The following is a 14009-nucleotide window of genomic DNA, read 5'->3' on the forward strand; positions in this document are numbered from 1 at the left end:
AAAGCGAACATTGCTGCTACAAGCGAGCATGTATCGAGTCACCAAATACTAAATCGATACATTTCAGATACATTTTTCCTTTAATTTAGCAGCAGGAGGTGTTCCGATGCGGAAAATAATTCTTATTTTGCTTTTTGTTTCAGTAGTCCTTGTTGGTGGTATTACTGGCTGGGCAGTCTATTCTGCAAATAAAATAAATACAAAAGTGTACGAAAAATTGAATCCTTCAGATGAGCAGTATGACTTAGATTACGACCAATTGAAACAAGAACCTTTTAATGTTTTGCTACTTGGCGTTGATACTGGAGAGTTTGGGCGAACGGATTCTGGTCGAAGTGACAGTATGATAGTCGCTCATATCAATTTAAAAAAGAAAGAATACACATTAATGGGAGTTGAACGCGATCTTTTAGTTGATATCGCAGACCAAGGAATGCAGGATAAATTAAATGCGGCGTATGCTTATGGAGGTGCAGGCTGTTCCGTTAAAACAGTAGAAAAAATGTTGGATATTCAAATTCCTTATTTTGTTTCTATTGATATGGGAGGTTTTCAAAAGATTCTCAAAGAAGTAGGAGCTGTTCAAGTAGAAAATGAATTTGAGTTTAGTTCTGATGGATTCGATTTTCCTAAAGGTAAACTAACGTTATCTCCAGAAGAAGCACTTTCTTGGGCGAGAATGAGGTATGAGGATCCACGAGGGGACTATGGCAGACAAATGCGGCAACAGTTGTTGCTGAAAGGTGTTTTGGAAAATATGGCGCAATTGAACCAAGTCACAAAATGGAATGCATTTATCGATATCTTGACAGATAACATCAAAACCAATCTACCCATTACCAATCTTGTTCTTCATGCGAAGGAACTGATGAAAGAGCCAACAATTATTCATGACCAAGTGATCGGAGAGGAATTGATTCAGAATGGAATCTCTTATCAAACAGCTTCGACAGAAGAGATAGCAAGAGTTCATGATGTATTGACAACAAATAAGGAGGAAAAGCAATGAAAAAGATCCGTTTACTCATAACTGGCTTTATCTTTTTGTTAGTACTTTGCGGCTGTGCACGAATCAGTGAGGAATTTGCTAGAGGAAAAACAGAGAACAATCTGTCCCAGTCCTCCGAGTTAACAAGCAACAGTAGTTCTTCAAGAACAGTGACAAGTAACAATAAGGCTACTACAGAGACTAGTTTGGAAAATATACTAGAAAGCACTACAGAGACAGAGGAGATTCCTTCAAATAAAAAAAGGTCGCTTTGACATTTGACGATGGGCCAGATCCCAGCAATACACCTAAATTATTGGAACTATTGAAAAAAGAAAAAGTGCCAGCTACTTTCTTTTTAGTAGGACAGAACGTAGAGATGTATCCCGAGGTGGTGAAAGCAATCGCAAAGGATGGCCAAACTATCGGTAGCCATACCTATGATCATCAAGACCTCAGCACATTGGACGAATCTGGAATGACTAATGAGATCACGAAGACCGATCAATCTATCAAGAAACTCACAGGCAAAAATCCAGCCTATTTTCGCCCGCCATATGGTTCTGTCAATGCAAAAGCTGCAGAATTGATCAATCGTCCCATCATCCAATGGTCTGTTGATTCAGAAGATTGGAAATCTAAAGATGCCCAAATGATCATTGATAAAGTAACGAGTTCTGTCTATGATGGTTCGATTATTTTGTTGCATGACATTCATCCGGAAACCATTGCTGCAGTCCCTGAGATTATTCGTGATTTAAAAAAAGAAGATTATCAATTTGTGTCTTTAGATACTCTTTTGAATAATCCTTCCAGCAATGAGACTTATTACGGAGAAAATGATCATCGGCCAGCCGGAGGTTAAACATGGATAAACACTATTCAGCAGGCATCGATTTTCTTAGGGCATTTGCGGTTATTGGTGTTATTCTCTACCATTTGCCTCAATATTCTTTTCAAGGAGGAAATCAAGGCGTAACGATTTTCTTTGTTATTTCGGGTTACTTGATGGCAAAGAATGCTTCCTATGCGTATCAAAAAAATCAGTTCTCCTGGATTGGCTTTTATAAGAAACGGATCAAACGGATTTATCCGTTTCTTTTATTCTCCTTACTTATCTTTATTCTGATAGCTGGGAGTATTCAAATCCGAATGCTAGGAAACATCAAAAGCGAACTTCCAAGTTTACTCTTTGGATATAACAACTGGTGGCAGATCCACGAAAAAGTCTCTTATTTTGATCGCTTCGCAAATTCGTCCCTATTTAAACATTACTGGTCTTTGGCGGTGGAATTACAATTTTATCTAGTTTTTCCACTCTTCTTTCTAACAGTCATGCGTTTGTCTAGAAAAAGAGGCTATCAGCTTATGTATCTTCTTACCATTATTTCGATTCTCACCAGTCTGTTATCGCCGTTTTCTATCGCTTATTACAATACCTTTGCTCGACTTTATCCGTTTATAGTTGGCATGTTTGGTTTTTTCAATAGAAAGAACATTAATGATGTCATTTCTTCAAAAAAAGTAACGAAGTTTTGGCTCATCATGAGTTGTTTGACTCTGGCTGTCTTTATTCCGCTGCCTTCGTTTACAGGTAGCTCATTGCTTGTCAGTGTATTAACAATGCTATTACTCGTTTTGATAAATGACAAAGAAGTGGAAAAAAGAACCAAAATCGCCAAATTCCGTCTTCAATATATAGGCAAAATTAGTTATGAATTATATTTGGTTCACTATTCGGTGTTTATTCTCCTAGTGAATATAGCACCTAAGATGAATCCTCTAATTGAATTGGTAGTGGTTCTGATCATGACGGTTCTGATGATTGCTGGCTTTCATTCTTTCATGCATTTAAAAAGAAAAGCAGGACGTTACCTTGGAGCAGGTCTTGTTGCTGTTGCAATCGGAATGATCATTTTTGCACCGACTAACCGTCTGACTGCGGATCAAAACGAATTGAAACAAGAGTTAAGCAGTAATCTGAAAAAGATAGAGAATCAACCCAATCAAAAAGGAAATATCTTATTTCTAGGGGATTCTGTGATGCTTGGAGCATATCAAGAATTGGAAGATACGTTTAGTGGGCAAGCAACCGTTGATGCGAAGGAATCACGGCAAATATCTAGTTTGGCAACGATTCTTCAAGGGTATCCCAATTTAGCTGATTATTCGACGGTAGTAATCGGACTGGGTACAAATGGTATTATTTCGGATGAGTCAATCGATGAAATCCTTACTCAATTAAAGGATAAACAGATATACTGGATAACTATCAAATGTCCGGAAGGCTGGCAAGAATCTGTGAATCAAAAATTAGCAGAGCTTCCTAGTCGCTACAAGAATGTCCATATCATCGACTGGTTTAGCCACAGCAAAGACCACCCAGAATACTTTTATGATGATGAAACTCATTTGAATGGGGAAGGACGCAGTGTTTATGCCCAATTGATGAAGTCTGTTCTTTCTAAATAGTGGGACAATGGCTAGGAGCGCGCGTTAAGACAGGAGGAACCATGTATTTACTAAATAAAACAATGAATGGGATTCGGTTATATTATTTGATTTTACTGGGAATCTTATATCTTTCATTTTATCAATCAAGTGTCTATTTTCTTTTCTTTACTAATACTATTTTGGCATATATTCCAATAGAATTAACCTTTCTTGCAATGTATTGTAAAAAAAAGTACATTATAGTGGTAGTTGTGTGTCTCTGGCTTGTTTTTTTACCAAATAATTTTTATCTCATGACAGATCTCTTTCATCTTTCTTTATTGACACCTTATGATGAAGTAACATTGTTGATAAGTAAGGATTTAATGAATTGGATCAAACTTTTTCTGATTTTGTTGGCAGTGATGCCTTCAACAATTTTGGGCTGCTGGAGCATTGACAAGATTGCAAGAATATTAGTAGAGAAATTAACCATTGGTGTCTACCCAGCGCTTTTGATTGCGTGTCTTTTATTTATGGATTCTATTGGGATTTATATTGGGCGATTTACCCGTCTTAATAGTACAGATATTTTTGTGCGTCACAATCAAGCGCTTCAAAAAATTTTCGCTGATTTTGAAGATATTGACAATCGATCGATCGTACTTTTACTTTTGCTCTATCTTTTTTTGTGCGGTATCATGATCGGCTATCAGCTTATAAAACAGCTTCTTTACAAAAATTGGGAAGAAAGTGTGAAATCAAATGGATGTACTCATAGTAGAAGACAATCAAGCCATAAATAACCTGCTAGTAAAAAGCCTCGCAAAAAAAGGCTATCGAACGATCCCGATTTTTGATGGCAAAAGTGCCGCAGATTACATTGAAAATCATGAGGTGGATCTGATTCTTTTAGACATCATGTTACCAGAAATAAGTGGGGATGAATTAATAGACTATTTTGTCGAATATGATATCCCAGTTATCTTTTTAACTGCCAAGAATACCTTGCATGATAAAGTGCGAGGATTAAAGTTAGGTGCAGAAGATTACATTACGAAACCTTTTGAACTAGAAGAATTATTTGCTCGAGTTGAAACAGTACTTCGCAGAAGGAAAAAGAGTTCTGTTTCTGAGATAAATTGGCACAACATCCGCATTGAAGACGAGAAGAGAAGTGTATTTTTTAACAATGAGTTGATTGCATTGACGCCTAAAGAATATCAATTGTTCATTTATCTCGTTCAAAATCGCGGGATTATTTTAGAGCGAGAAACGATTTATCAACGAATTTGGGAATCGCCAAGTGAGCCAGATAGCAGAACTCTTGATTTACACATTCAGCGGATCAGAAAGAAACTGCATTTGGAAAACGAGCTGCGAACGATTTATGGTGTAGGGTACTTATTGGAGGAATAAGATGAAATATGCGACAAAAGCATTCTATTGGCTGCTATTCTTTTTTTTACTTTTGTATTTAGGGATCAGCACCATCAGTTTGCGGATCATCGCTCAACATGCAATCAATCAGGAATATGATCAAGCACTAGCTACCCAAAAAAGTGCTGCGATACTATTTGCAGCCAAAATTGAAGATCAAGAACCTACGAAAGAGCAGTTACGGAATCTAAGTGATATAGTCAAGAGCACGGTAAAGAATGATTTTGAAATTTTGGATAAAGAAGGAAAGAGTGTGTATGCCAGTACAACTGACTTTCCAAGCATAACAGAGGTTGTTGATTACGATTCAATTAAGAAGAACACAATCAACATTAGCCCAATCATCACAATCAAACAAGAGAAGTTTTTATTTACAAGCTCGACAATTGGAACGACAGACTATTATTTGGTGTCTAAGCAGAATCTAATCACTTATCAAAGTATTCTGAAGAAAGCAAGTCATTATTTTCGAATGATTTTATTTCTTCTGCAGATCGTTTTGATTCCAATGTCGTGGTTTTTATCAACCCTCATCACTAAACCGATTCAAAAATTGATTGATCGCGCAACAGAGATTGCAAAAGGGCAAACAACAAAGCCTTTCGTTGTTGAAAAACGTGGAGATGAAGTTGAAAAGCTTGCCAACAGCCTAAATGACATGGCCAATAAATTAAATCAAGACATAGAACAAATCAGTCAGGAAAAAGAAAAGCAAGAATTATTTGTCTCAAGTTTATCCCATGAAATTTCTACCCCGCTAACGTCGATCATCGGCTATGCGCAAATGTTGCAGTGGGAGGATCTAAAGGAACCTTCTTCGGAATTTGTCGATTATATTTTAGAAGAAAGTTTCCGCTTGAAAAGCCTATCAGAAGATGTTTTGCGTTTATTGTACTCGAAGAAAAATGAAATGAATCTCGAAGCAATATCGACAGACCAGATTGACTCTTATATTACTCAATTTGTCTCTGGATTAGATGAGCGGATCCTTTTGCAGATGACTCTTCAAAAGGCCACCATACGAATGGACTTTAACCTATTTAAATTAGTCATTGCAAATATATTTTCTAACGCATTAGATGCGATGAAGGATAGGAAAGAGATGTGCATCACTGGCTACAGTAATGAAGGACGATATTATTTTATACTAAAAGATACTGGTCAGGGAATTCCCGAAGAGATTATTGATCAAGTCACTGATGAATTTTTTACGGGGGATGTCACTAGAAATTCCGGGCATTTAGGCTTAGGGCTTTCATTAGTGAAGAATATTATCTCACTTCATGAAGGGCAAGTGACAATCACTAGTGAGAAAGGTGAAGGAACGTCTATTACGATCGACTTTCCTTTAGATGAGGACTGAAGATGAGGAAAAGAATAAAGATAAGTCTGATCCTCCTATGGGTCGGTTTCAACGTATTTCTACTATTTTTACCAAATATGCTGTTTACAGATTCATTGTCAAAGCCAGTCGTATTTGAAGAATCCTTGGAGCTGCCTTCAAATAAAAGTACATTAGAAGAAGTGCTCACGAACGCCGGGAAAGTAACGCAATATAATAATACGGGAGAAGGAAGCCAGTATGTCAATACATATGCGGTGGAAATAGAGAAGCTGCTAAAAGAAATGGGAATCTCTTCAGAATACTTGGTTACGTTATCCCAGAATCTAAAGATTGATTCGGAAACTGTTTATTGGCAAATCAATTATTCTTCGATCGAAGGTTATGGGGAAGCCCTGATTGAAGAATCGACTAATAAAATCGTCCAATTTAAATATTACCCAGAGCAATCATTTCAAGAGATAGATCCTGAGAAAATTTTAGCGGCATATTTTAAGTATCTAAACATTGAAATTTCCTCAATAAAAAAAGATAGTCCACTATTTGAAGTATCTTTTGCTGACGGCCAAAACATCAAAGCGGTTATTGATAATTATCGTATTATTCTTAATTATCCCAGTGTTGAATAGGACAAGTAATGGAACAAGTAGCATTTTTTGAATATAGTTCTCCTTGGAGCGATTAAGAAAGGAATGAAAGGATGGCTTTATGAATTTTCGATAGAAGTGAATCGATAGAGACGAAGTGATTCGTAAAGCATAGGTTAGCAGTTCAACCTAAATGTCTTTCGTGGTTAGTTTGAATAATGGAAAAAGAATACTGGAAACGAATTTGCTTGCTTACTGCAATTCCCGATTGGAACAAAGATTCAGAGATTGTTACAGAAGTTGAACGATTAAGAAAGAAATATGAAGACTATCGCAAAGAAATTAACTCGAAAAAAGTCATGGTTTTTTATAAAAACAACAGCAGTTATGTTTATGACACATTGAAAAAATGTGCTCAGCAAGAAAAAATCCCACGTGAAAAAATTTTGTTTTATTCACAAAACGATAAAGCAGATAAAAAAGGCAGAAGATTCCGTATTATCGGTTAAAATTCTCTAATAGATTAGGAGCACCGTGAAAAGGTTCTAGTCTCCCTCTCTAGCGCTCTTTTTATTTAAAGCTATGCCCTAGTTTCCTAATTGGCGAGTAATCTCTAAACATGATAGAATAGACGGGCATATGAAAGAAAGAGAGTGACGACATGCTTACAACAGAAGATTTTGACTTTGAGTTACCGGAAGAATTGATCGCTCAAACGCCGCTTAGCGATCGCTCCAGTTCCCGCCTATTGGTCGTGGACCGAGAAAGCGGTGCAATGGAAGACAAACATTTTTATGACATTATTGATGAATTAGCTCCTGGCGATGCCCTTGTGATGAATGATACTCGCGTTTTGCCCGCTCGTATCTATGGCGAGAAAATCGAGACCGGCGCTCATCTAGAGATTTTATTGTTAAACAATATCGAAGGGGACAGTTGGGAAACATTAATCAAACCTGCCAAGCGAGCAAAAGTCGGTACGAAGATCACCTTTGGCGACGGTCGCTTAGAAGCAGTCGTTGAAAAAGAACTCGAACATGGTGGCCGAATTATTCGATTCAGCTATGATGGGATTTTCTTAGAGATTTTAGAATCTTTGGGTGAAATGCCATTGCCGCCATACATCAAGGAACGATTGGAAGATCCAGATCGTTACCAAACCGTTTATGCTAAAGAGAATGGATCTGCAGCGGCACCAACGGCCGGTTTGCACTTTACGCCAGAATTATTGAAGAAAATCGCTGATAAAGGGGTCAAATTAGTTTATTTGACCTTACACGTGGGTCTAGGAACTTTCCGCCCAGTTAGCGTCGATAATATTGCGGATCACGAAATGCACAGTGAATTTTATCGATTGACGGAAGAAGCGGCGGCTCAATTAAACGATGTGCGGGCAAATGGTGGGAAAATCGTTGCGGTCGGAACGACTTCGATCCGTACATTAGAGACGATTGGTACCAAATTTGATGGCGAGATCAAAGCCGACAGCGGCTGGACGAGTATTTTCATTACCCCCGGCTATCAGTTCAAAGTTGTCCAAGCCTTCTCAACGAATTTCCATTTACCGAAATCGACATTGGTAATGTTGGTCAGTGCCTTTGCCGGACGCGATCTAACATTAGAAGCTTATCAACATGCCATCGATGAACGTTATCGCTTCTTTAGTTTTGGCGATGCCATGTTCTTAAAATAAAAAACTGAACGACAAGAGCGGCTCGTTAAGTTGGGATACTTCTCAACTTTTTGAACTGCTTTTTTGTCGTCCAGCTTATAACTAAGGGAAGGTATAAGTGGTGGTCGCTGATGGTTGGTTCATGCAAAGCAATTGTTTCTCAAAATTTGTTTTCTTTTACAAACTTACACATGTTTCGTGTGTTCTGATACAACGTAATAGACGTATCCTTTTTTCGAAAAGATTCTCGATTTTGTGTTACGCTTTTCTGTTACTTTACACGCTTGATACTAGGTGAAACTTGTACGTTCAACAACTTTTAGTAGATTGAGTTTGCGATATTTACAAGACCACCAACAGAGTTGCTACCTTCCTTACACCTATACTATAGCATATTTAGGAAGCGTTTGCAAATAGGCAGGGTATACAAAGTACAACGATCAATTCACAATTTAAAATCTAAAAAGTTGACTTACCAAAAAATCGTTTATTCAATAATCAGCAAATCAGCAATCACTCGTTGACGTTCCTAGAGAGAGTCCACTAATTGTTAGGATCGTTGGTAAACTTTATAAGGGCGTCCGATTTTGGTATAGATAATCTGACTGGTAACATAGTTATTTTTTTCTAAGTAAAGCATGTATTTACGGACTGAGACATGAGAAAATCCGCTGACCTCTACCAAATCTGGGATCGTAAAAGTGTCTGGAAATGTTTGGATAGCCGCTTTGATGCGATCCATGGTATCAGGAGAGAGTCCTTTATCCAGTTCTGTAAGGGATGGCTCGGGACTCTTCTTTGCAACCATTATTTGATCAATGGTTTCTTGGGCAAGACTGTCTTGTTCCAAAGCTTCTTGCCGTTTTAGAAATAGTTCGATGCTTTGCCGGAAACGTTCATAGGTAAATGGCTTGACGAGATAGTCCAGAACACCTAAATGTAGTCCATGCTGAATAGTTTGTGTCTCATTGGCTGCTGTGATCAAGATCACTTCGATGGCTTGCTGAGAGTTCCGGATCTCTTTGAGCAAGTCTAAGCCGTTGCCATTTTTCAAATGGACATCTAGCAGCACTAAATCAACTTGTTTGTTTTGTAGTAAGTATTCAGCATCTGTCACAGCATCTGCCGAATAGATTTCTTGAAATCTGCCGATTTTTTCTAAATAATTCCGATGGATAAATTCCACCATTGGGTCATCTTCGACAATTAATCCATGTAATGGTTTCATTTTATCACCCCATGATAATGCGTTTGTAATTGGAGAACGACAAAGTTAGGTTGTTCTTCTATCAAAAACTCTGCCTGGTAATCTTTTAACATTTGTTGGAAATAGTTGCTGTGAAAACTATCCTGCAATTGCTGCTGATCCGTTGTGGTCAGCTGAATGGTATAGGTCGTTGTCAGCAGGCCTGTTTCATGATGGATCTCGATCCGCAAATCTTCTATGGTGATTAGTTGCAACAAAACATGATGAATATACCGGTAAAGATCGATCAACGATTTTGTTTCAACTTCTTGCGAATTGGCGGGAATTTCTGGTGAAATCTCGATCATCAAGTGGATTTTACGCTCAAAGAACTTTTGACGTTCGCCAATCAAAAATCCAGCAACTTGCGGATTCTGAACTAAAAAAGACAAGCGATGAGAGAACTCTTTTTCTGGAGTCAAAATATCATCCAGATAAATTTTCAATTCATCATAGGCTTTTAAATCAGCGAGCCCATAGATCACATGCAGTTTATTCATAAACTCATGGGACTGAGACTGCAGCGCACTGGCGTAAGCAGTAGTATTGGCTAACTGATCCATGACGAATAACGATTCTGTCGCATTGCGTAAAAACACGATCCAACCGATCCGTTTCTGATCCACATTGATCGGTGCAGAGGAAAAAAGAAAATCCTGTCCATTTTGCCGATAGAGCTGTTCAACATTTCGCTCCAAGTCTACAGCATCGGTCTGCAAGATCAAATCCTGCAAATGTTTGCCGACCAAGGAGTCATTGTGTCCACTGTTCTTTTGGTAAAGCTCGTTGGCGGCGATATTTGCCAAATTGATTTGTTGGTTCAAATCCAATACAATGACCGCATCTTTAGTTTCTTCCAACATGGCATTGCGTTCTTCAAAGAGACGTGAGATTTCTTTTGGTTCTAAATTATGAAGTTGCCGTTTCAAATAATAGGCAAGTCCAGTTGCTGCAAAGGCGGCGATTGTGATACTTAATGCTAAGGCAAGTAGATACCCTTCCCGAGAACTCTTTACTAAAGCACTCAAGGACTGCATACGGATCCCTAAAGCTACTACACCGATTTGTTTTTGCGATTCAGTGAGGGAATAGACGGGAACGAATCCCCGCAACGAGCGACCCAATGTTCCTTCACTGACAGAAACATGTTCTTTTCCTTCCAATGCAGTGACTTCATCACCGCCTTCGAAGTGTTTGCCGATTTGGGTCTCATCTGGATGAGTCAAACGAATGGCTTGCATATCCATAACTACCACGAAATCCAACCCGTGTATTTGTGTCACTTCATTTGTGTAAGCTTCCAATTGATCGTTGGAACGTCCTTCTTCCAAAGCGGTAGTCACTTGTGGATCGATCGCCAGCTGTTTACCGACGGACAAGAGCAGGTATTCTTCGTTGGAGCGAATAAATGTGGAATTTTGAATAAGGACTAAACCATAAAGAATGGAAGTGACAATGAGTAAGACGATTGTAAAGACTAAAGTCAATACCCCCCATAACCGTAACCCTTTTTTCACTACATTTCCCCCTTTATTCGTAAATTATAACATAGCGGCGGAATCCCTAAAGAAGCTTTAATTAATTTAAATACTTAAAATAATTAAATAAACTACGAAAAAGAAAACGCTTGCTTTAATCTGTGTGTAACGAGGTACTCGTAGAACTAGTAGATCAATTTAGGAGGAAAGCAAAATGGAAAAGCATATCGAACCCCATGTGGCGAGAGAACAGGTTGAATCTAAAGCAAAAGAAGAGAAGCTAATTGATCGGTGGATGAAAATCAAAATTGGATCAGTTCCGCTGCCAGTATACATTGTTTTATCAACAGTCATCGTAGTCACGGGTCTGTTACAACAATTACCCGTAAATATGCTAGGTGGTTTTGCGGTCATTTTGACTTTAGGGTGGTTATTAGGAACGATTGGTGCCACTATTCCTTTTATCAAGAATTTCGGTGGTCCGGCAATTTTATCCTTATTGGTTCCATCTATTTTGGTTTTCTTCAACTTAGTCAATCCGAATATTCTTGAGTCTGCCGATATTTTGATGAAGCAAGCCAACTTCTTATATTTTTATATTGCTTGTTTAGTTTGCGGCAGCATTTTAGGGATGAATCGCAAAATCTTAGTCCAAGGTTTGATGCGGATGATTATTCCCATGATGATCGGGATGATCTGCGCCATGGGTGTTGGTACGCTAGTTGGTGTATTATTAGGTTTAGAATGGCAACATACGTTGTTTTTCATCGTTACTCCAGTGTTAGCTGGCGGGATCGGTGAAGGAATCTTGCCTTTATCACTAGGCTACAGTGCCATTACTGGTATGGGGAGTGAACAGCTGGTCGCACAACTGATTCCAGCAACGATCATTGGTAACTTCTTCGCGATCATGTGTACCGCATTGCTCTCTCGCTGGGGAGAAAAACGACCAGATCTTTCTGGGGGTGGACAATTGGTCAAAATGAAAAATGATGATGACATGGCAGATGCGTTAAAAGATGATTCCGGCGCTTTTGATATCAAGAAAATGGGCGCTGGTGTGCTGACCGCTTGTACACTGTTCATTGCTGGTAGTTTACTGCAGCATTTGACTGGGTTTCCTGGTCCTGTATTGATGATTGTCTTAGCCGCTTTTTTGAAATACTTGAATGTGGTGCCGGCAGAAACACAACATGGCTCCAAACAATTGTATAAATTTATTTCCGGCAACTTTACTTTCCCATTGATGGCTGGTTTAGGATTGTTGTATATTCCATTGAAAGACGTCGTGGGAACACTGAGTGTCTCTTATTTCTTAGTCGTCATCAGTGTAGTGTTCACGGTAATTGCCACCGGGTTCGTCGTATCACGTTTCATGAACATGTATCCCATCGAAGCCGCGATTATTTCTGCTTGTCAAAGCGGTATGGGAGGCACAGGAGACGTAGCGATCTTAAGTACCGCTGACCGTATGAACTTGATGCCTTTTGCCCAAGTAGCTACCCGTTTAGGCGGCGCCATCACAGTGATTGCCATGACCGCAATCTTGCGAATGATTTTTTAATAAAAAATAGAAAAAACGATCAACTATTGGAGGAACGAATCATATCAGAAGATGTAAAAGAAATCGCTTTGCGACAAGCCAAAGAACATGGCGGTAAATTGGAAGTAGTATCAAAAGTGGCGATTGAAAATCGAAGAGACTTAAGCATTGCCTACACTCCGGGTGTCGCTGCCGTATCTTCCGCGATCGCAGAAGATAAACAGCTGGCCTATTCATTGACAACAAAGAAAAACACAGTCGCTGTTGTAAGCGATGGTTCTGCTGTGTTAGGTCTTGGTAATATTGGAGCAGAAGCAGCAATGCCGGTCATGGAAGGGAAAGCCGCTTTGTTCAAGCGATTTGCAGATGTAGATGCTATTCCTATCGTTTTAGATACTCAAGAGACAGAAGAGATCATTGCGATCGTCAAAGCAATTGCACCGACCTTTGGTGGAATCAACTTAGAAGATATCAGTGCGGCGCGTTGCTTCGAAATCGAACAGCGGCTGATCGAAGAGTGTGCGATCCCGATTTTCCACGATGACCAGCATGGGACGGCAATAGTTGTCTTAGCGGCTGCTTTCAACAGCCTGAAATTGATTGGCAAATCACTAGCAGAAGCCAAAATCGTTGTCAATGGCGGTGGTTCTGCTGGGCTTTCTATTACTCGTAAGTTTTTGGCAGCTGGTGCAAAAAATGTCATTGTCGTAGACAAGGTGGGGATCTTGAATGAAGAAAATGATCAGTTACCACCTCATCACGCAGAGATTGCTAAAGTGACAAACCGTGACCATCTTTCTGGTGATTTGCAGACAGCATTGAAAGGTGCTGATATCTTCATTGGTGTTTCTGCTCCAGGAGCACTGAAGAAGGAATGGATCGCTGAGATGGGAGATAAGCCTGTGATTTTTGCTATGGCTAATCCAGTACCGGAAATCTTCCCAGACGAAGCCTTAGCAGGAGGTGCCTATATCGTTGGTACTGGACGCAGTGATTTTCCTAATCAAATCAACAATGTGTTGGCTTTTCCTGGTATTTTCCGTGGAGCTTTAGATGCTCAAGCCCGCAAAATCACGGTTGAGATGCAGATTGCCGCAGCAAAAGGAATTGCTAGCTTGATTCCAGACGAGGAGCTGTCACCAACAAACATTATTCCGGATGCTTTCCAAGAAGGAGTAGCCAAAATCGTTGCAAATTCAGTCAAAGATGCTGTGGAAGCAAAACGTGTCAATTAACGGAAGAAACATTGCGTTGAGAACAATTTTTCATTCAATCAAAAA

Annotated in this window: 14 protein-coding genes; 12 read left to right on the top strand and 2 right to left on the bottom strand. The window is 39.2% G+C overall.

The features are described 5' to 3' along the window. Nucleotides 1-106 precede the first annotated feature (106 nt). From IGJ28_RS12635 to queA, 10 genes are all read left to right on the top strand, one after another. Nucleotides 107-1009 (top strand): LCP family protein, encoded by a 903-nt coding sequence (locus IGJ28_RS12635; protein ID WP_252711646.1) that lies wholly within the window; start codon nt 107-109, stop codon nt 1007-1009. Then, nucleotides 1006-1263, top strand: coding sequence for a hypothetical protein (locus IGJ28_RS12640; protein ID WP_225585882.1), 258 nt, complete (start codon nt 1006-1008; stop codon nt 1261-1263). The genes IGJ28_RS12635 and IGJ28_RS12640 overlap by 4 nt, the downstream gene beginning before the upstream one ends. Next, nucleotides 1260-1853, top strand: a complete 594-nt coding sequence (locus IGJ28_RS12645) for a polysaccharide deacetylase family protein (protein WP_225585881.1) — start codon at nt 1260-1262, stop codon at nt 1851-1853. Before IGJ28_RS12640 ends, IGJ28_RS12645 begins: the two co-directional genes overlap by 4 nt. 2 nt (nt 1854-1855) lie before the next feature. Continuing rightward, on the top strand, nt 1856-3460 hold the full coding sequence (locus IGJ28_RS12650) for an acyltransferase family protein (RefSeq protein ID WP_113849193.1): 1605 nt from the start codon (nt 1856-1858) through the stop codon (nt 3458-3460). Between the two features lie 41 nt (nt 3461-3501). Next, nucleotides 3502-4227 (top strand): DUF1361 domain-containing protein, encoded by a 726-nt coding sequence (locus tag IGJ28_RS12655; protein ID WP_117474742.1) that lies wholly within the window; start codon nt 3502-3504, stop codon nt 4225-4227. Next, nucleotides 4187-4840, top strand: coding sequence for a response regulator transcription factor (locus IGJ28_RS12660; RefSeq protein ID WP_103301072.1), 654 nt, complete (start codon nt 4187-4189; stop codon nt 4838-4840). The genes IGJ28_RS12655 and IGJ28_RS12660 overlap by 41 nt, the downstream gene beginning before the upstream one ends. Nucleotide 4841: 1 nt before the next feature. Then, complete coding sequence (locus IGJ28_RS12665; RefSeq protein ID WP_081131872.1) at nt 4842-6224, top strand: HAMP domain-containing sensor histidine kinase; 1383 nt, start codon at nt 4842-4844, stop codon at nt 6222-6224. A gap of 2 nt (nt 6225-6226) precedes the next feature. Then, nucleotides 6227-6832 (top strand): hypothetical protein, encoded by a 606-nt coding sequence (locus IGJ28_RS12670; protein ID WP_103301074.1) that lies wholly within the window; start codon nt 6227-6229, stop codon nt 6830-6832. Between the two features lie 176 nt (nt 6833-7008). Further along, on the top strand, nt 7009-7299 hold the full coding sequence (locus IGJ28_RS12675) for a hypothetical protein (protein ID WP_252711641.1): 291 nt from the start codon (nt 7009-7011) through the stop codon (nt 7297-7299). A 152-nt stretch (nt 7300-7451) separates the two neighbouring features. Further along, complete coding sequence (gene queA, locus IGJ28_RS12680) at nt 7452-8483, top strand: tRNA preQ1(34) S-adenosylmethionine ribosyltransferase-isomerase QueA (protein ID WP_081131874.1); 1032 nt, start codon at nt 7452-7454, stop codon at nt 8481-8483. Between the two features lie 529 nt (nt 8484-9012). On the opposite strand, the gene IGJ28_RS12685 is transcribed toward queA, so the two are convergent. Further along, nucleotides 9013-9690 carry a response regulator gene (locus tag IGJ28_RS12685; protein ID WP_081131875.1) on the bottom strand — a complete coding sequence of 226 codons (678 nt, stop codon included), beginning with the start codon at nt 9688-9690 and terminating at the stop codon, nt 9013-9015. After that, on the bottom strand, nt 9687-11225 hold the full coding sequence (locus tag IGJ28_RS12690) for a Spo0B domain-containing protein (RefSeq protein WP_081131876.1): 1539 nt from the start codon (nt 11223-11225) through the stop codon (nt 9687-9689). Before IGJ28_RS12690 ends, IGJ28_RS12685 begins: the two co-directional genes overlap by 4 nt. 256 nt (nt 11226-11481) lie before the next feature. Here IGJ28_RS12690 and IGJ28_RS12695 point away from each other — a divergent pair, with 256 nt between their 5' ends. Continuing rightward, nucleotides 11482-12750, top strand: a complete 1269-nt coding sequence (locus IGJ28_RS12695) for a 2-hydroxycarboxylate transporter family protein (RefSeq protein ID WP_225585976.1) — start codon at nt 11482-11484, stop codon at nt 12748-12750. 38 nt (nt 12751-12788) lie between these two features. Then, entirely contained in the window at nt 12789-13964 is a 1176-nt protein-coding gene (locus tag IGJ28_RS12700) for an NAD(P)-dependent malic enzyme (RefSeq protein ID WP_438845549.1), read from the top strand. Nucleotides 13965-14009: the final 45 nt, after the last annotated feature.

The sequence above is a fragment of the Enterococcus sp. AZ091 genome (genome assembly GCF_051714805.1).
In the GTDB taxonomy this organism is placed as follows: domain Bacteria; phylum Bacillota; class Bacilli; order Lactobacillales; family Enterococcaceae; genus Enterococcus_D; species Enterococcus_D gallinarum.

Coding starts and splice junctions, on each gene's coding strand:
- IGJ28_RS12635 (WP_252711646.1), top strand. CDS start 107: ATGCGGAAAATAATTCTTATTTTGCTTTTTGTTTCAGTAGTCCTTGTT.
- IGJ28_RS12640 (WP_225585882.1), top strand. CDS start 1,006: ATGAAAAAGATCCGTTTACTCATAACTGGCTTTATCTTTTTGTTAGTA.
- IGJ28_RS12650 (WP_113849193.1), top strand. CDS start 1,856: ATGGATAAACACTATTCAGCAGGCATCGATTTTCTTAGGGCATTTGCG.
- IGJ28_RS12655 (WP_117474742.1), top strand. CDS start 3,502: ATGTATTTACTAAATAAAACAATGAATGGGATTCGGTTATATTATTTG.
- IGJ28_RS12660 (WP_103301072.1), top strand. CDS start 4,187: ATGGATGTACTCATAGTAGAAGACAATCAAGCCATAAATAACCTGCTA.
- IGJ28_RS12665 (WP_081131872.1), top strand. CDS start 4,842: ATGAAATATGCGACAAAAGCATTCTATTGGCTGCTATTCTTTTTTTTA.
- IGJ28_RS12670 (WP_103301074.1), top strand. CDS start 6,227: ATGAGGAAAAGAATAAAGATAAGTCTGATCCTCCTATGGGTCGGTTTC.
- IGJ28_RS12675 (WP_252711641.1), top strand. CDS start 7,009: ATGGAAAAAGAATACTGGAAACGAATTTGCTTGCTTACTGCAATTCCC.
- queA (WP_081131874.1), top strand. CDS start 7,452: ATGCTTACAACAGAAGATTTTGACTTTGAGTTACCGGAAGAATTGATC.
- IGJ28_RS12685 (WP_081131875.1), bottom strand. CDS start 9,690: ATGAAACCATTACATGGATTAATTGTCGAAGATGACCCAATGGTGGAA.
- IGJ28_RS12695 (WP_225585976.1), top strand. CDS start 11,482: ATGAAAATCAAAATTGGATCAGTTCCGCTGCCAGTATACATTGTTTTA.